Here is a 15,585-nt window from a genome sequence, read left to right on the forward strand (position 1 = left end):
TACCCACGATCTGCCCAAGGAAATCGCGATGTCGCTGACCGCCCTCGAATCCACCATCAATGCCGCCTTCGACGCGCGCGATAACGTCAACGCCTCGACCAAGGGTGAAGTCCGCGACGCCGTCGATCAGGCGCTGAACCTGCTCGACAAGGGCGAGGCCCGCGTCGCCGTCCGCGCCGACGACGGCAAGTGGACCGTGAACCAGTGGCTGAAGAAGGCCGTGCTGCTGTCGTTCCGCCTCAATGACATGGCGCAGATCTCTGGTGGTCCCGGCGGCGCGGCCTGGTGGGACAAGGTGCCCTCGAAGTTCGAGGGATGGGGCGACAACAGCTTCCGCGACGCCGGCTTCCGCTCTGTACCGGGCGCTATCGTGCGCAAGTCGGCCTTCATCGCCAAGAACGTCGTGCTGATGCCGTCCTTCGTCAATCTCGGCGCCTATGTCGATGAGAGCTCCATGGTCGACACCTGGTCGACGGTGGGCTCCTGCGCCCAGATCGGCAAGCGCGTGCACATTTCCGGCGGCGTCGGCATCGGCGGCGTGCTGGAGCCGCTGCAGGCCGGCCCGGTGATCATCGAGGACGACTGCTTCATCGGCGCCCGCTCGGAAGTCGCTGAAGGCGTGATCGTGCGCAAGGGTGCGGTGCTGGCCATGGGCGTGTTCCTGGGCGCATCGACCAAGATCGTCGATCGCGAGACGGGCGAAGTATTCGTCGGCGAAGTGCCGGAATATGCGGTGCTGGTCCCCGGCAACCTGCCCGGCAAGCCGATGAAGAACGGTCAGATCGGCCCCTCCACCGCCTGCGCCGTGATCGTGAAGCGTGTCGACGAGCGCACCCGCTCCAAGACCAGCATCAACGAACTGCTGCGCGACTGATTTGTCGTTTCGTCCGGTTTGCGCGTAGCATCGTGCAAACCGGACCGATCCGTTGAATTGAGGGCTGCCATGGACTGGACCACGCTGCTTTTCAGCTTCACGGGACGGATCAACCGCGGCAAATACTGGCTAGCCATCCTGATCTACCTGGTCATCTGGATCGCCTTCATTGCCGCTGCCGTGATGTGGCTCGGCGGATTCGACACCGACCGGCTTTTCAGCATGGTCGGCGCAGCCATCCTGCTGTGGCTGGCGGCTATCGTCCTGATCGTCGCCGGCACCTGGTCCGGCATCGCCACCGGCATCAAGCGGCTGCATGACCGCGAGAAGAGCGGATGGTGGATCCTGGCGTTCTGGCTCGGCCCCAGCGTCCTGAGCGGCATTGGTAGTACCAGCAGCGCGAGCACCAGCTTCGTCTTTCATATCGCCAGCTTCGCCGTGACCATCTGGGCCATCGTCGAACTGGGCTTCCTGCGCGGCACCGCCGGGCCGAACGAATACGGTCCCGATCCGCTTGCCGCGCTTGCCACTGCACCAAGGGTCTGATGTCCACCGACGCTCTCTCCATCGCTCAAGATCTTCTCCGCTGCCCCTCAGTCACCCCCGCTGATGCCGGCGCCCTCGGCGTGATCGAGAGCCTGCTGACGTCAGCCGGCTTTGAAGTCCATCGCGTCACCTTCAGTGAGGAAGGCAGCGCCGACATCGAAAACCTCTATGCGCGCATCGGGACTTCCGCGCCGCATATCTGCTTCGCCGGCCATACCGACGTGGTGCCGCCCGGTGATGAAGCGGCGTGGACCCATGGCGCTTTCTCCGGCGACGTAAAGGACGGGCTGCTCTACGGCCGTGGTGCCGTGGACATGAAGGGTGGCATCGCCGCCAGCGTGGCCGCCGTGCTGGACTATCTCGCAGCGAATGGCGGCCAGCCAAAGGGGTCGATCTCGTTCCTGATCACCGGCGACGAGGAAGGCATTGCGGTCAACGGCACCGTCAAGCTGCTGCAATGGGCGGCCGAGCGCGGCGAAAAGTTGGATCATTGCATCGTCGGTGAGCCGTCGAATGTCGAGGAGATGGGCGACACCATCAAGATCGGCCGCCGCGGGTCGCAATCAGGCACGCTGGTCGTCGATGGCGTGCAGGGCCATGTCGCCTATCCGCATCGCGCATCGAATCCGGTACCGGATATAGCCGCGTTGATCACAGCGCTGAGCAGCGATCCGCTCGATCAGGGCAATGCGCAGTTTCAGCCGTCCAATCTCGAATTCACCTCGGTGGATGTCGGCAACAAGGCGACCAACGTCATCCCCGCGCAAGCGCGGGCGAAGTTCAACATCCGCTTCAACGACCATCACACGCAGGCGTCATTGCGCGACCTGATCGATGCACGCGTCGCAACTGCCGCCGGCAATCGCATTCGCGCGCATGTGATCTGGGAGCCGAGCAATTCGGACAGCTTCGTCACAAAGCCGGGCGCGTTTACCGATACGGTCGTCGCTGCGATCAAGGATGTTACCGGTCGCATACCGGATCTCAACACGGGTGGCGGAACCTCGGATGCGCGCTTCATCAAGAACTACTGCCCGGTGATTGAATTCGGCCTGGTCGGGCAGACCATGCATCAGATCGACGAACACACGAAGGTTGCCGATCTGGAGAAGCTCACCCAAATCTATCGCGGCGTGCTGGATCGGTATTTCGCATGAACGGCAAGATTCTCGTCCTCACCGCGCTCGAAAGCGAGCTCGACAAATCACGCGCGCCTGCCGAGATCGAGGTGATTTTCACCGGCGTCGGCAAGATCAACACCACGATCGCAACGCTTCAGGCGGTGCAGGCCATGCAGCCCAAGCTCGTCGTGAACTACGGCACCGCCGGCAAGCTAAACACCAAACTCAACGGCCTCGTCGAGGTCAGCGACGTGATCCAGCGTGACATGAATGCCGAGCCACTGGCGCCGCGCGGCCGCACGCCCTTTGCGCCCGATCTCGACCGCCTGGTCTCGGGCCAGCGCGGCGTGATCTGCGGCAGTGGTGACAGTTTCGTCACCTCCAGCGATCCTTGGCTGGTGTCGAACAATGTCGATATCGTCGATATGGAACTGTTTGCCATCGCGCAGGTCTGCCTGCGCCACGGCATTCCCTGGCGCGCCTTCAAGTTCATCACCGACGACGCCAATGATTTTGCGCATGAGCATTGGACGGCGAATGTCGCGAATGGACAGGATCTGTTCTGGGACGCGATGAAGGGCGTGAAGGTCTAGTAGTCGACCTTTACCAGATACAGCCCATCCGGCGGCGCCACGATGCCGCAGGCGCTGCGGTCCTTCGCGGCAAGCGCCGCAGCCAGGTCGTCCGGCGTCCAGCGACCGTTGCCGACCCAGACCAGTGAGCCAACCATCGAGCGCACCTGGCTGTGCAGGAACGAGCGTGCGGAGGTCGTGATGGTGATCGCCTCACCGTTCTGCACCACATCGAGCTGATCGAGCGTGCGGATCGGCGACTTGGCCTGGCATTCGGTATCGCGAAAGGTCGTGAAGTCGTGTCGACCGAGCAAACGCTTCGCAGCCTCGCTCATGGCAGCGACATCGAGCGGGCGCGGCACGCGCCAGACCCGGCCGGCATCGACGGCGAGGTTCGCGCGGCGATTGGTGATGCGATAGACATAGTGGCGTCTGATGGCCGAGAACCGCGCCTCGAAATCATCCGGCACGATATCCGCCGACAGCACGCCGACCGGATGCGGCCGCAGATGGGCATTCATGCCATCGCGAAAGCGACCCGGCACCAGCACTTTCGGCACGTCGCAATGGGCGACCTGGCCGAGCGCATGGACGCCGGCATCGGTGCGACCGGCGCCATGGACGCGGATCGGCTCGCCGCAAATGGCCTCGGCGGCACGCTCCAGCGCGCCCTGTACGGTCAGCGTCGCGTTGGCCTGCACCTGCCATCCGGAAAATGGTGTGCCGTCATATTCGATGATCATCTTGTAGCGCGGCATCAGCCCACCCGCAGAGGCGGCTTCAACGGCGTGCCACGCAGAAATTCACTGGCCTTCATCGGCTGCTTGCCGGCGCGCTGCAGGTCGATGATCCGGATCGCGCCCTCGCCGCAGGCGATGGTGAGCTGATCGTCGATGATCTCGCCGGGCGCGCCCGCGCCCTTTGTAAGCTCGCAGCGCAGAACCTTCACGCGCACCGCCTCGCCCTCGATCGGCACTTCGCACCACGCGCCGGGAAACGGCGACAGGCCATGACAATGCCGAAGCACGTCGCGCGCCGGCTTCGACCAGTCGATCTTGGCCTCGGCCTTGTCGATCTTGGCCGCGTAGGTGACGCCGTCTGCACTCTGCGGGGTCAGGCTCAGCCGTCCCCTTTCCAGCGCACCCATGGCCCGCACCATCAGATCGGCACCAAGCGGCGCCAGCGCATCGTGCAGGTCCAGCGCCGTCATCGCATCGGTGATCGCCAGGCGCTCGGCCATGGCGACATCGCCGGTGTCGAGGCCGACATCCATCTTCATCACCATGACGCCGCTCTCGGCGTCGCCCTCCATGATGGCACGATTGATCGGTGCGGCGCCGCGCCAGCGCGGCAACAGCGAGCCGTGCAGGTTGAAACAGCCGAGCGGCGGTACATCGAGAATATTCTGCGGCAGGATCATGCCATAGGCGACGACGACCGCAGCCTCGGCCTCATGCGACCGGAACTCGGCTTCGGCTTCCGGCGTCCGCAGCGTTTTCGGCGTGAACACGGGAATGCCGAGCCGTTCAGCCTCGCGCGCCACCGGCGTCGGCTGCAGCTTCATGCCCCGGCCGGCGGGCTTTGCTTCGCGGGTATAGACGGCGACGATCTCATGGCCGTGGGCCACGAGTTCGAGCAGCGTCGGCACCGCGAAATCCGGCGTGCCCATGAAGATCAAACGAAGCGACATAGGTCGGAGCCGATCTGTTGCAGCGTTGCGCGGAGAAACTACTCCGCGCGCTTGGCGAGCTTGGTGAACTTCTTCAGCACGCGGTCGCGCTTCAGCTTGGAAAGGTAATCGACGAACAGCACGCCATTGAGATGGTCGATCTCATGCTGAATGCAGGTCGCGAACAGGCCAGAGGCCTCTTCCTCGATGGTCTTGCCGTCGAGGTCCATATAGCGGATCCGCACCGTCGCCGGACGTTCCACTTCCTCGTAATATTCAGGGATCGACAGGCAGCCTTCCTCGTAGACCGAGAGTTCTTCCGAGGCCGAGATGATCTCCGGATTGATGAAGACGCGTGGCTTCTTGCCGTCCTCCTCATCGTCCTTCTTGGCGATGTCCATGGTGATCAGCCGCAGCGGAACCGCGATCTGGATCGCCGCCAGCCCGATCCCGGGTGCGTCATACATCGTCTCGAACATGTCGTCGGCGAGCTTGCGCACCTCCGACGTCACCTTCTCGACAGGTTTGGAGATCAGCCGCAACTGTTTGTCGGGCAGGATAATGATTTCACGAATGGCCATGGCGGCGATTTAATCTGCGCGCCGGTCCGGGTCAATCCGCTGGAAAAGCTGGACTTTGAAGGACATTAACTCCCCGCTAACCATGAAAATTGAGGCGCGGTTAACGATGCCGGTTAAGGTTCGCTTAACCATATTTCTTAGGCTTGGGTTAACCAGGAAAATTCATCTTGCATTAACCATAAACGTTCCCTCTTCGTTCGCGTGACCGACCGAATCGGCTACAAGGATGGGATGAACGAGATTCTTTTCATGATCGGCGACATGCCGGTCACCGCCGGCGTGGCATTGATGGGCTTCAGTGCTCTGGCGCTGGGTTTGCTGCTCACCATCGCCATCATCATCGCTCGCTCCGGTAGCCGCGGCGCCGCCATGGCCATGGCCCAGGCGATCCGCGCCGACGAACTGGAAGAACGCCTCAGCGAAGTGCTGAAGGCGCAGAACGAGGCCACCGGCCGCGTCGACGCCATGGGCCAGGCCTTGGCGGGCCGTCAGGCCGACATGGCACGCGCGGTGTCCGAGCGACTGGACTCCGTGACCCATCGCGTCGGCCAATCCATGGAACAGACCACGCGCAACACCATGGAAAGCCTGAGCGCGCTGCATGAGCGCCTGGGCATTATCGACAACGCCCACAAGAATCTCACCGACCTCACCTCGCAGGTGACGACCTTGCGTGACGTGCTCGCCAACAAGCAGTCACGCGGCGCCTTCGGTCAGGCGCGGATGGAAAGCATCGTCAAGGACGGCATGCCGAGCGGCGCCTATGCGTTCCAGCACACGCTATCGTCGGGCAAGCGGCCGGACTGCGTGATCTTCCTGCCGGACCAGCGCCCGCTGTGCATCGACGCGAAATTCCCGCTGGAAGCCGTCACGGCGCTGCATGACGCGCGCAGCGATGACGAGAAGAAATACGCAGCGCAGCGCTTGCGCGCGGACGTGATGAAACATGTCACCGACATCGCCGAGAAGTATCTGGTGGCCGGCGAGACGCAGGATACGGCGCTGATGTTCGTGCCGTCGGAATCCGTCTATGCGGAAATCCATGACGGTTTCGACGACATCATCCAGAAGGCCTATCGCGCCCGCGTCGTGCTGGTGTCGCCGTCGCTGTTGATGCTGGCCATCCAGGTGATGCAGCAGATTCTCAAAGACGCGCGGATGCGCGACGCCGCCGACCAGATCCGCACGGAGGTACTGAATCTGGGCGACGACCTCACTCGCTTGCGCGATCGCGTGATGAAGCTGCAGACGCATTTCGGGCAGGCCAATGAGGACGTCCGCCAGATCCTGATCTCCGCCGACAAGATCGAAAAGCGCGCCGGCCGCATCGAGGAGCTGGATTTCAGAAAGAGTGAGCCTACCACCGAGGTCGCCCCAGCGGTCGCCAGGACCGCGGCCCCCGACATGTTCGCGCCACTGCCGCGCAAGATTCAGGCAGGGGAGTGAACTCACTTGTCGTCACCCGGCTTGACCGGGTGACCCAGTAAACACCAGCCTTGCGTTTGCGCGATGCTGCCCACCGCAGACCCCGTCGGATACCAGATCGCCCGGTCAAGCCGGGCGATAACAACCGAGAGAGGGGAGCCTCACCGGCAGATGAGGGGATACAGATCATCCCAATTGGGATTATCTTTCTCGATCAGTGCGATCTTCCATTCCCGCATCCACTTCTTGAGCCGCTTCTCGCGGTGCATGGCGTGTTCGATATTGTCGAAGCGTTCGTAGTAGACGAGCCGGTCGATGCCATAGGCCTTCGTGAATCCCTCTGCGGCTTTCGTTTTGTGTTCGTATACGCGGCGAATGAGATCGTTCGTCACGCCGATATACAGCGTCCCACCAATCTCGCTGGCGAGAATGTAGACGTAAAAGTTGTAGGCACGCATCGTCAGGACTCGCCACTGCCGTTGCACCAAACTCACTTGTCGTCACCCGGCTTGACCGGTTGACCCAGTATACACCGACCTTACGTTCGTACGACGCTGCCAAACACAACCAACGCCGGATACTGGATCGCCCGGTCCTAGCGCGCAATTGCGCGCCAGGCCGGGCGATGACAACCGAGGGGAAGGATACGAAGCCACAGGCCGCTCCCTCCCGAATCTGCTAATCCTTCCCCATGACCAGCGCGCCTGACTCGTCCGAAGCCGCCCTCGCCTTGAAGCCCCGTGCCACCTGGCGCGAGAGCATGGCGGTGTATCTGCAGCCGCGGGTGCTGATCGTGCTGCTGCTTGGCCTGTCGTCGGGTCTGCCGCTTGCATTGTCCGGTTCCACGCTGCTGGTGTGGATGCGCGAATCCGGCGTCGATCTCGGTACCATCGGGTTGTTCGCCCTCGTCGGCACGCCCTACACGCTGAAGTTCCTTTGGGCGCCGCTGGTCGACGCGCTGCATGTGCCCTTCTTCACGCGCCAGTTCGGCCGCCGCCGCGGCTGGCTGGTGTTCTCGCAACTGCTGCTGATCGTCGCGATCCTGCTGCTGGCGCTGACCGATCCCGCCCGCTCGCCACTGTTCGTCGCCCTTGGTGCGCTGCTGGTCGCTGCGATGTCATCGACGCAGGACATTGTCGTCGATGCGTTTCGTGTGGAGAGCCTGCCGGAGAGCGAACAGGCGGCCGGCATGGCGTCCTATGTCGCGGCCTATCGCATCGGCATGCTGATCTCGACCGCCGGCGTGCTGTTTCTGGTCAGCGCCTTCGAGAGCACGGGCATCGCGCGCTCCACCGCCTGGATGTGGGGCTATGTGGCAATGGCGGCGATGGTGCTGGTCGGCACGGTCACAGCGCTTGCGGCCACCGAGCCCGAGCAATCCGCGCAGGCCGAAGCCGCCACGCGCGGCGACAGCGCCTTCACGCGCGTGCTGCAGGCCGCAATCGGCGCGTTCTCCGAGTTTCTGGCCCGCAAGGACGCCTGGGCCGCGCTGGCCTTTGTCGTGCTGTTCAAATTCACCGACGCCTTTTCCGGCACCATGACAGCGCCGTTCGTGATTGATCTCGGCTTCACCCGCAACGACTACGCCGCCATCGTCAAAGGCGTCGGCCTTGCCGCCACGCTGATCGGCGGCTTCGCTGGCGGCTTCGTGGCGCGGCGCTATTCGCTGGCGGCGAGCCTGTGGATCGGCGCTGTGTTGCAGGCGCTGTCCAACCTGGCATTCTCGTGGCTCGCCATCGTCGGCGTCAATCAATGGGCGCTGGCACTGGCCATCTCGGTCGAGAATTTCACCAGCGCCATCGGTACGGTGATCTTCGTCGCCTACCTTTCGGCGCTGTGCAAAAACCCGCTGCACACAGCCACGCAATATGCGCTGCTCACGGCGCTCGCTGCGGTGGGGCGGACCTATCTGTCGGCAGGTGCAGGTTACGTCGCGCAGGCGACGGGATGGCCGATGTTCTTCGTCATCAGCGTGGTCGTCGCGGTGCCGAGCCTGATCCTCCTGATCTGGCTGCAGCGCCGCGCGCATTTCGAGATGCTGGGGCCGGTACGGGTTTAACCGAAGCGAACTCAGTTCGGCTTCGTCACCACGCTCCATTTCGTCACCAGCGCTTCACTCATCTGCCCGGCCTGCTCGGCGCAGGTGACTTCAGCAACCTTGAGCGCAACTTCCTTGCCGACAAGCTTCTTCAGCTGCGTGGCCTGCACGTCATTGGCAACGACGATCTCGAACGTCTCAGGTCCGGTCTCAAGATTGCACAGCCCTGCAGGCGCCGGCAGCCGACGCGGCTCGCTGACCACTTGATACACATTGGTGCGCTTGCCCTTGGCATCGCGGCTGCGCATGGCGTTGAGCTGCCCGGTCAGCACATCGCCGATCTTCATGGCCTTCGGTGCCACCGGTGCGGCTGGCGGAGCCGGCGTTTCGGTCGCGCCTCTGGCAGCCGTCGCAAACAGGCCGGCCGCACAAATCGCAGCGGCCCAGGTCGGCAAAGCCTTCAAGTCATATCGTGTCATCAATGCTCTTCCAGTCTTAAAACAGCGTCCGCTGTCGCATTGCTGCCGACAGCGTGCCTTCGTCGAGATAATCGAGTTCACCACCAACCGGCACGCCATGTGCCAGCCGCGTCACCTTCACATTGGCCTCCTGCAGGAGGTCGGTGATGTAATGTGCCGTGGTCTGCCCATCAACCGTCGCATTCAGCGCCAGGATGATTTCGCTCACCTCTGAATCATGCGCACGTGACACCAGCGCGTCGATGGTCAGATCCTGCGGGCCGACGCCGTCGAGCGGCGACAGCGTTGCACCCAATACATGATATTTGCCCGTCGTCGCATGGGCGCGTTCGAGCGCCCACAAGTCCGCGACATCGGCGACCACCACGATGGTCGAGGGATCGCGGCGCGGGTCCGTGCAGATCGTGCAGGGATTCTGCGTATCGATATTGCTGCAGACCTTGCAGACCTGAATCCGGTCGATCGCCACCTGCAAGGCACCGGCTAGCGGCGTCATCAGCGCCTCGCGCTTCTTGATCAGATGCAGCGCGGCACGCCGGGCCGAGCGCGGGCCAAGACCGGGCAGCCGCGCCAGCAACTGAATCAGGCGCTCGATTTCCGGACCGGCCGTGGATGCCATCTCAGGTAAGGCCCATCCCCGGCGGCAGACCGAGGCCGCCGGTCAGCGCCTGCATCTTCTCTTGCATCGCAGCTTCCGCCTTGCGGCGCGCATCACCGAGCGCCGTGACCAGCAGATCCTCAAGTATCTCGACTTCGTCGGCTTTGACCAGCGAGGGATCGATCTTCACGGCCTTCACTTCGGTCTTCGCGGTCATCCGCACGGACACGAGGCCACCGCCGGAGATACCTTCGACCTCGACATGGTCGAGCTCGTCCTGCATCGCCTTCATCTTTGATTGCAGCTGCGCTGCCTGTTTCATCATGCCGAGAAAATCAGCCAAGAGTTTTCCTTCGCAGTTCGATTAATCGTCGTCGTTGAGACCGTCGGTCGCGTCATCGCTGATCAGGTCGCTATCGCTGCCGTTGAAGTCCGGCGGCTCAGGGGCGATGACACGAACCTCGACCTTCGCACGCGGAAACCGTGCCAGCACTTCCTTGACCCGCGGATCGGCTTCCGCCGCGCGCTGGCGTTCGTTCTTCTGCTCGAGCTGCTGATCGCGCAGCGTCGGCTGTCCCTGCTCGTTGGACACGATCACGGCCCAACGCCGGCCGGTCCACTGTTCGAGCTTCCGCGACAGATCGTTGATCAGCGTGCGCGACGCCGTCCGCTCCATCGCCAGCTCAAGCCGCCCGTCTTCGATCTTGATCAGGCGCACATCGGCTTCGAGCGCCCCGCGCACCATCAGGTCGCGTTTCTCGCCGGCCAGTGCGACGAGTTCAGGGAAGGTGGAAATCTTCAGCACCGCTGCGGGCGGTGCATCTGCCATGCCGACTTGCGGCCGCGGCGATGGCTCCGCGCCGCCGCGCTGCATGGTCGGACCACGCGACGCGCTCGCTGACATCGTCGGCATGGCGGACGGCATCTGCGCTGACGGCAAAGATGCCGACGGAGCGGACGATGGCGCGGCACGGCCTCCACCATTCGTTGGGATCATCGGCGACGTCCCGCCATTCTGGTCGAGCATCCGGATCGCTTCGTCCGGGGTCGGCAGATCGGCGACGTAAGCGATGCGCACCAGCACCATCTCTGCGGCGGCGGCGGGACGCGTCGCGCCCTGCACTTCCGTGATGCCCTTGAGCAGCATCTGCCACATCCGCGACAGCACCCGCATCGACAGCTTCGAGGCGAAATCGCGTGCACGTAGACGTTCGGTCTCTCCAAACGCGACATTGTCGGCGGTTGCCGGCACGATTTTCACGCGGGTGACGAAATTGACGAATTCGGCAAGATCGCTCAGCACCACAATCGGATCAGCGCCGACGTCGTATTGTTCGCGAAATTCCTTAAATGCACTGGCGATGTCACCGCGCGCCAGCGAATCGAACAAGTCGATCACGCGGGTGCGATCGGCGAGGCCGAGCATCTGCCGGACGGCATCGGCGCGGACCGTGCCCGCGGCATGCGCAATCGCCTGATCGAACAGCGACAGTGAATCGCGCACCGAGCCTTCGGCGGCGCGGGCGATGATGCCCAGCGCTTCCGGCTCGACCTCGACATTCTCTTTGCCCGCGATGTTCGACAGATGCGACATCAGCACGTCGGCATCGACGCGGCGCAGGTCGAAGCGCTGACAGCGCGACAGCACCGTCACTGGCACCTTGCGGATTTCGGTCGTGGCGAACACGAACTTGGCGTGTTCCGGCGGCTCTTCCAGCGTCTTCAGGAACGCGTTGAAGGCGGCGGTCGACAGCATGTGGACTTCGTCGATGATGTAGACCTTGTAGCGCGCGCTGGAGGGCGCATAGCGCACGCTGTCATTGATCTGGCGGACATCGTCGACGCCGGTGTGGCTCGCGGCGTCCATTTCGAGAATGTCGATATGCCGGCTTTCCATGATCGCCTGGCAGTGAATGCCCGGCGTCGGCATGTGGATGGTCGGGCCTTTGACCGAGCCATCGGCCATTTCATAATTCAGCGCGCGCGCCAGAATACGCGCCGTCGTCGTCTTGCCGACCCCGCGGACGCCGGTGAGGATCCAGGCCTGCGGAATGCGGCCGGTCTCGAACGCGTTGGAAACGGTGCGGACCAGCGCTTCCTGGCCGATCAGATCGTCGAAACTGCCGGGGCGGTATTTACGCGCGAGCACGCGATAGGGCGTGGCGGCAGCAGGCGCCGGGGCAACGCCCATATCGAAACCGCTCTGGTGATCATCAGGAGGGGACGTGCCAGCGTCGGTCATCGAGGAATCCGCAATGTGTTGTCTCGTAAAGCCGGCTTGCGGAACATCTGGCGCATCATAGGCGGAACGGGACACAGGTTCCGGCCTTCGATGCTGCCTCACTCATCGAACAAGGCGCCCACCGAGCTAACGACCCATGCGCAGGACGCTGAATTTGCTCGATAAAACAAGTAGGAGACTGACGAGCGACCCGATCCGGATCTCGTTAGGGCTGCTTCCTTCCGGACCTGACCCGATTGGCGAGTGGCTCGTCCACCGCCAATCTCCCGGTGCTTATTTGGGGCCAAAATGGTCGGAAAGCAAGCGCGGCGCGTGTCGCAAGTCCGCCGCAAGTTTTGCGCAGGAAAGTCGCAAGAAAACGTGGTCCAGACGCGCAAAACCGGCCATGACGGGAGTTGTCTGCGCAGCCGCTTCCTGCGACGCTGTGCGCCTTAATCGAGAGTCAGAATGGCCGCTCCCTCCTCCTGGTCGCTGCACGAGCAGCTGCAACAAGACACCATCGACATTGGCGACCTCCCCCTCAGCCGCGTGCTGGTGGTGAAGGACGCGCACTACCCCTGGCTGATGCTGGTGCCGCGCCGCGCCGACACGACCGAGATCATCGATCTCGACGAGGTCGCGCAGGGCCAGTTGATGACCGAGATCAACCGTGTCGGCCGGGCGCTCAAAGAAATCACCAAATGCGACAAGCTCAATGTCGCGGCGCTCGGCAACATGGTGCCGCAGTTGCACGTCCACATCATCGCGCGCCGCAAGACCGATGCCGCCTGGCCTCGGCCGATCTGGGGCGTGATGCCACCACTCGCCCATGACGCGGCAGAAGTGCAGCGCTTCATCTCAGAACTCCGCCGCAAGATCTGGCTCGGTTGACCATCATGACAAGCAAGCTGTTTCCGCTCGGCCGTCCGGCCTTCGTCTCCAACACGCTCGACCGCGCCGCGCATCTGCGCTTCAGCGACGAGAAACTGTTCGCGCTGGAGGGCAAAAGCTCCTCGCGCGCTTATGTGATCTACCGCGACTCGCTGGTCATGAAGAAGGATGGCGATGCCCAGCGCGCGCTGCTGACCATCGACGAGGCGCTGAAATTCGGCGCCAATCCTGGCACTGTCTTTCTGGGCCTGCGTGATGGCGATGCGGTGTTCGGCATGGGCATCGGCGCACCCGCCGTCGAAAAGCTGTTGACCCGCGACGATGTCGTCGTCAGCGAACTCCGCGGCATGGCCATGCAGGGCATGGTGCCGCCGGAACAACTCTCGGCGGTTGCACAGGCCAAGTCGCTCGTCTCCTGGCATCAGCGCCACGGGTTTTGCGCCAATTGCGGCGCCAAGTCCTCAATGGCCGAAGGCGGCTGGAAGCGCGTTTGCCCGAGCTGCAAGACCGAGCATTTCCCGCGTACCGATCCTGTCGTCATCATGCTGGTGGAGAAGGGCGACAAGTGCCTGCTCGGCCGCCAGAAGCAGTTCGCTCCGGGCATGTATTCGTGCCTTGCCGGTTTCGTCGAAGCGGCCGAGACCATCGAGGACGCGGTGAAGCGCGAGATCTTCGAGGAATCCGGCATCCGCTGTACCGACGTCACCTATTACATGACGCAGCCCTGGCCCTACCCGTCATCCCTGATGATCGGCTGTTCGGCGCGCGCCATCAGCGACGAGATTACCGTCGACAAGATGGAACTTGAGGACGCCCGGTGGTTTGACCGTGACGAGGCGATGCTGATGTGGAAACGCGAACACCCGGACGGGCTCGCGGGGCCGCACCCATTCGCCATCGCGCATCATCTGCTCGGTCGCTGGCTGCATCCCGACCAAGCCTGACCACACGGGGAATCCTTCATGAGTGCCAAGCCTGTCCACGTATTGTGTATCGGCCTGCCGGTTCGCGACCTGACCTTTGCCGTCGAAGCCGTCCCGGGGCGTGGCCAAAAATTCCCCTCCCAACGTTTCGCCCAGATCATCGGCGGCAATGCGCTCAACGCCGCCATCGGCGTCAGCCGGCTGGGTGGCCGGGCGTCGATGACCGGGCCGATGGGCGACAAGAACGAGACCGCCGACCAGTTTCTGTTCGATGACCTCGCCAAGGAAGGCATCGACTCCGCGCATCTGGTGCATATGCCGGGCCTGGTGACACCGATCTCGGCCGTCATGATCGACCCGTCGGGCGAGCGCACCATCGTCACCTTCCGCGATCCCGAACTCTGGAAGGTAAAACTGCCCGACCACGACCTGCTGCTGCAGGACTGCAGCGCCATTCTGGTCGAGAGCCGCTGCGCCGGCTTCGCCACCGAGCTGTGCATCGAGGCACGTCATCGCGGCATTCCCGTCGTCGTCGATATCGACAGCACGCTGTCGCAGCGCGAGGGCCTGCTGACCGCCTCCTCGCACCTGATCTTCTCGGACGATGCGCTGCAATCGACCGCCGGCATCACCGACAATCTCAAGGCGCTGCAGAAGATGGCGACGCTGACCTCGTCCTTCCTTGCCGTCACCCGCGGCCCGCGCGGTACCCTGTGGCTCGACGAGCACGGACATCCCAAGGAAACCCCGGCCTTCCCCGTTCACACCGTGGACACCCTCGGCGCCGGCGACATTTTCCATGGCGCCTTCGCGCTGGAATTCGCGGGCGGCAAGTCGGTACCGGAGGCGCTGCGCTTCGCCTCCGCCGCCGCGGCCCTGAAATGCACCCGCTATGGCGGTGCTTTCGCCTGCCCGCAACGTGCTGAAGTCGAACAGCTTTTGAGGGAATCCCGGGTCGGCGCCCTTAGCTGAGGCGGTACAGGGCTTGCCTTGGAAGAATGTTCTATATATGAGGTTACTCGACCCCATAATTAGAACAAAGTTCTTCCCATGACCGATGTCGCCGACCAGCCCCTTGAATCCACCCGCCGCCTCGATGCGATCGATCGCAAGATCCTGACCGTCCTGCAGGAAGACGCCTCGCTGTCGGTGGCCGAGATCGGCGACCGCGTGGGGCTTTCGTCGACACCGTGCTGGAAGCGCATCCAGCGCCTCGAAGCCGATGGCGTAATCCTCCGCCGGGTGGCGCTGGTCGATCAAAACAAGATCGGCCTGGGTATCTCGGTGTTTGTCTCGGTGGAGAGCGGCGACCATTCCGACGCCTGGCTGAAGAAATTCGCCGATGCCGTCAGCGCCATGCCCGAAGTCATGGAATTCTACCGGATGGCCGGCGACGTCGACTACATGCTGCGCGTGGTCGTGGCCGACATGCAGAGCTACGACATCTTCTACAAGAAGCTGATCAGTGCGGTGGCCTTGAAGAACGTCACCTCCCGCTTCGCCATGGAGAAGATCAAGTCGGTCACGGCACTGCCGGTGCCACCGATGCCGGCTGCTTGAGAAATACCGCGCTGTCGTCGCCCGGTCGGACCGGGCGACGACGCCGAAACAGATCAATCATATAATTCGATTGAATCAACAATAATG

At 63.2% G+C, this 15,585-nt stretch carries 18 protein-coding genes and 1 other RNA gene; 10 read left to right on the forward strand and 9 right to left on the reverse strand.

Annotated elements, in window-relative coordinates; translation table 11 throughout:
* Positions 1–28: 28 nt before the first annotated feature.
* The 4 genes from dapD (at position 29) to AB8A23_RS02090 (ending at position 3,134) form a co-directional block, all read left to right on the forward strand.
* Positions 29–874 carry a 2,3,4,5-tetrahydropyridine-2,6-dicarboxylate N-succinyltransferase gene (gene dapD / locus AB8A23_RS02075; protein ID WP_231078267.1) on the forward strand — a complete coding sequence of 282 codons (846 nt, stop codon included), beginning with the start codon at positions 29–31 and terminating at the stop codon, positions 872–874.
* Positions 875–943: 69 nt separating this feature from the next.
* Positions 944–1,420: a DUF805 domain-containing protein gene (locus AB8A23_RS02080; protein ID WP_439057032.1), complete on the forward strand. Its 477-nt coding sequence runs from the start codon at positions 944–946 to the stop codon at positions 1,418–1,420.
* Positions 1,420–2,577 carry a succinyl-diaminopimelate desuccinylase gene (dapE, locus tag AB8A23_RS02085; protein WP_439057031.1) on the forward strand — a complete coding sequence of 386 codons (1,158 nt, stop codon included), beginning with the start codon at positions 1,420–1,422 and terminating at the stop codon, positions 2,575–2,577. Before AB8A23_RS02080 ends, dapE begins: the two co-directional genes overlap by 1 nt.
* Positions 2,574–3,134 carry a phosphorylase family protein gene (locus AB8A23_RS02090; protein ID WP_439057030.1) on the forward strand — a complete coding sequence of 187 codons (561 nt, stop codon included), beginning with the start codon at positions 2,574–2,576 and terminating at the stop codon, positions 3,132–3,134. The genes dapE and AB8A23_RS02090 overlap by 4 nt, the downstream gene beginning before the upstream one ends.
* On the opposite strand, the gene truA is transcribed toward AB8A23_RS02090, so the two are convergent.
* From truA to def, 3 genes are read right to left on the reverse strand one after another with little or no spacing between them, the layout of a single operon-like run.
* Positions 3,131–3,871: a tRNA pseudouridine(38-40) synthase TruA gene (truA, locus tag AB8A23_RS02095; protein WP_439057029.1), complete on the reverse strand. Its 741-nt coding sequence runs from the start codon at positions 3,869–3,871 to the stop codon at positions 3,131–3,133. The two genes, AB8A23_RS02090 and truA, sit on opposite strands and share 4 nt — an antisense overlap.
* On the reverse strand, positions 3,871–4,803 hold the full coding sequence (gene fmt / locus AB8A23_RS02100) for a methionyl-tRNA formyltransferase (RefSeq protein ID WP_439057028.1): 933 nt from the start codon (positions 4,801–4,803) through the stop codon (positions 3,871–3,873). The genes truA and fmt overlap by 1 nt, the downstream gene beginning before the upstream one ends.
* A 38-nt stretch (positions 4,804–4,841) precedes the next feature.
* Complete coding sequence (def, locus tag AB8A23_RS02105; protein WP_089262812.1) at positions 4,842–5,363, reverse strand: peptide deformylase; 522 nt, start codon at positions 5,361–5,363, stop codon at positions 4,842–4,844.
* Between the two features lie 231 nt (positions 5,364–5,594).
* On the opposite strand from def, the gene AB8A23_RS02110 reads away from it, so the two are divergent.
* Complete coding sequence (locus AB8A23_RS02110; protein WP_439057027.1) at positions 5,595–6,809, forward strand: DNA recombination protein RmuC; 1,215 nt, start codon at positions 5,595–5,597, stop codon at positions 6,807–6,809.
* 140 nt (positions 6,810–6,949) lie between these two features.
* Here the strand turns inward: AB8A23_RS02110 and AB8A23_RS02115 are convergent, their stop codons facing one another.
* Positions 6,950–7,246, reverse strand: coding sequence for a GIY-YIG nuclease family protein (locus AB8A23_RS02115; RefSeq protein WP_439057026.1), 297 nt, complete (start codon positions 7,244–7,246; stop codon positions 6,950–6,952).
* Positions 7,247–7,479: 233 nt separating this feature from the next.
* Between AB8A23_RS02115 and AB8A23_RS02120 the strand changes: the two genes are divergently transcribed.
* Entirely contained in the window at positions 7,480–8,847 is a 1,368-nt protein-coding gene (locus AB8A23_RS02120; RefSeq protein WP_439057025.1) for an AmpG family muropeptide MFS transporter, read from the forward strand.
* Positions 8,848–8,858: 11 nt separating this feature from the next.
* Here AB8A23_RS02120 and AB8A23_RS02125 read toward each other — a convergent pair whose 3' ends face one another.
* The 5 genes from AB8A23_RS02125 to ffs all read right to left on the reverse strand — a co-directional run bounded on the left by AB8A23_RS02125 (position 8,859) and on the right by ffs (position 12,412).
* Positions 8,859–9,305: a hypothetical protein gene (locus AB8A23_RS02125; protein ID WP_439057024.1), complete on the reverse strand. Its 447-nt coding sequence runs from the start codon at positions 9,303–9,305 to the stop codon at positions 8,859–8,861.
* Positions 9,306–9,321: 16 nt separating this feature from the next.
* Positions 9,322–9,924, reverse strand: coding sequence for a recombination mediator RecR (recR, locus tag AB8A23_RS02130; RefSeq protein ID WP_089262818.1), 603 nt, complete (start codon positions 9,922–9,924; stop codon positions 9,322–9,324).
* A 1-nt stretch (position 9,925) separates the two neighbouring features.
* On the reverse strand, positions 9,926–10,246 hold the full coding sequence (locus AB8A23_RS02135) for a YbaB/EbfC family nucleoid-associated protein (RefSeq protein WP_089262819.1): 321 nt from the start codon (positions 10,244–10,246) through the stop codon (positions 9,926–9,928).
* 21 nt (positions 10,247–10,267) lie between these two features.
* On the reverse strand, positions 10,268–12,145 hold the full coding sequence (locus AB8A23_RS02140) for a DNA polymerase III subunit gamma/tau (protein WP_309947920.1): 1,878 nt from the start codon (positions 12,143–12,145) through the stop codon (positions 10,268–10,270).
* Between the two features lie 170 nt (positions 12,146–12,315).
* Positions 12,316–12,412, reverse strand: an RNA gene (gene ffs, locus AB8A23_RS02145) — signal recognition particle sRNA small type.
* Between the two features lie 180 nt (positions 12,413–12,592).
* Between ffs and AB8A23_RS02150 the strand changes: the two genes are divergently transcribed.
* The 4 genes from AB8A23_RS02150 (at position 12,593) to AB8A23_RS02165 (ending at position 15,498) form a co-directional block, all read left to right on the forward strand.
* Positions 12,593–13,015 carry an HIT domain-containing protein gene (locus AB8A23_RS02150; RefSeq protein WP_068732762.1) on the forward strand — a complete coding sequence of 141 codons (423 nt, stop codon included), beginning with the start codon at positions 12,593–12,595 and terminating at the stop codon, positions 13,013–13,015.
* Between the two features lie 5 nt (positions 13,016–13,020).
* Positions 13,021–13,959 (forward strand): NAD(+) diphosphatase, encoded by a 939-nt coding sequence (gene nudC, locus AB8A23_RS02155; protein WP_309947921.1) that lies wholly within the window; start codon positions 13,021–13,023, stop codon positions 13,957–13,959.
* Positions 13,960–13,977: 18 nt separating this feature from the next.
* A complete protein-coding gene (locus AB8A23_RS02160) occupies positions 13,978–14,910 on the forward strand; it encodes a sugar kinase (RefSeq protein ID WP_175368571.1) in 933 nt (310 codons plus the stop codon).
* Positions 14,911–14,988: 78 nt separating this feature from the next.
* Positions 14,989–15,498 (forward strand): Lrp/AsnC family transcriptional regulator, encoded by a 510-nt coding sequence (locus AB8A23_RS02165; RefSeq protein ID WP_089262825.1) that lies wholly within the window; start codon positions 14,989–14,991, stop codon positions 15,496–15,498.
* Positions 15,499–15,585 lie beyond the last annotated feature (87 nt).

Origin of the sequence: Tardiphaga sp. 619_E2_N8_4, assembly GCF_051810905.1 — a bacterium.
GTDB lineage: Bacteria > Pseudomonadota > Alphaproteobacteria > Rhizobiales > Xanthobacteraceae > Tardiphaga > Tardiphaga robiniae.

What these genes read in the sequence shown, in the direction of transcription:
- AB8A23_RS02110 (WP_439057027.1), top strand. Translation starts at nt 5,595, where the DNA reads ATGAACGAGATTCTTTTCATGATCGGCGACATGCCGGTCACCGCCGGC.
- AB8A23_RS02150 (WP_068732762.1), top strand. Translation starts at nt 12,593, where the DNA reads ATGGCCGCTCCCTCCTCCTGGTCGCTGCACGAGCAGCTGCAACAAGAC.
- recR (WP_089262818.1), bottom strand. Translation starts at nt 9,924, where the DNA reads ATGGCATCCACGGCCGGTCCGGAAATCGAGCGCCTGATTCAGTTGCTG.
- dapE (WP_439057031.1), top strand. Translation starts at nt 1,420, where the DNA reads ATGTCCACCGACGCTCTCTCCATCGCTCAAGATCTTCTCCGCTGCCCC.
- AB8A23_RS02090 (WP_439057030.1), top strand. Translation starts at nt 2,574, where the DNA reads ATGAACGGCAAGATTCTCGTCCTCACCGCGCTCGAAAGCGAGCTCGAC.
- truA (WP_439057029.1), bottom strand. Translation starts at nt 3,871, where the DNA reads ATGCCGCGCTACAAGATGATCATCGAATATGACGGCACACCATTTTCC.
- AB8A23_RS02080 (WP_439057032.1), top strand. Translation starts at nt 944, where the DNA reads ATGGACTGGACCACGCTGCTTTTCAGCTTCACGGGACGGATCAACCGC.
- AB8A23_RS02140 (WP_309947920.1), bottom strand. Translation starts at nt 12,145, where the DNA reads ATGACCGACGCTGGCACGTCCCCTCCTGATGATCACCAGAGCGGTTTC.
- AB8A23_RS02125 (WP_439057024.1), bottom strand. Translation starts at nt 9,305, where the DNA reads ATGACACGATATGACTTGAAGGCTTTGCCGACCTGGGCCGCTGCGATT.
- AB8A23_RS02115 (WP_439057026.1), bottom strand. Translation starts at nt 7,246, where the DNA reads ATGCGTGCCTACAACTTTTACGTCTACATTCTCGCCAGCGAGATTGGT.
- dapD (WP_231078267.1), top strand. Translation starts at nt 29, where the DNA reads ATGTCGCTGACCGCCCTCGAATCCACCATCAATGCCGCCTTCGACGCG.
- AB8A23_RS02160 (WP_175368571.1), top strand. Translation starts at nt 13,978, where the DNA reads ATGAGTGCCAAGCCTGTCCACGTATTGTGTATCGGCCTGCCGGTTCGC.
- nudC (WP_309947921.1), top strand. Translation starts at nt 13,021, where the DNA reads ATGACAAGCAAGCTGTTTCCGCTCGGCCGTCCGGCCTTCGTCTCCAAC.
- fmt (WP_439057028.1), bottom strand. Translation starts at nt 4,803, where the DNA reads ATGTCGCTTCGTTTGATCTTCATGGGCACGCCGGATTTCGCGGTGCCG.
- AB8A23_RS02165 (WP_089262825.1), top strand. Translation starts at nt 14,989, where the DNA reads ATGACCGATGTCGCCGACCAGCCCCTTGAATCCACCCGCCGCCTCGAT.
- AB8A23_RS02120 (WP_439057025.1), top strand. Translation starts at nt 7,480, where the DNA reads ATGACCAGCGCGCCTGACTCGTCCGAAGCCGCCCTCGCCTTGAAGCCC.
- def (WP_089262812.1), bottom strand. Translation starts at nt 5,363, where the DNA reads ATGGCCATTCGTGAAATCATTATCCTGCCCGACAAACAGTTGCGGCTG.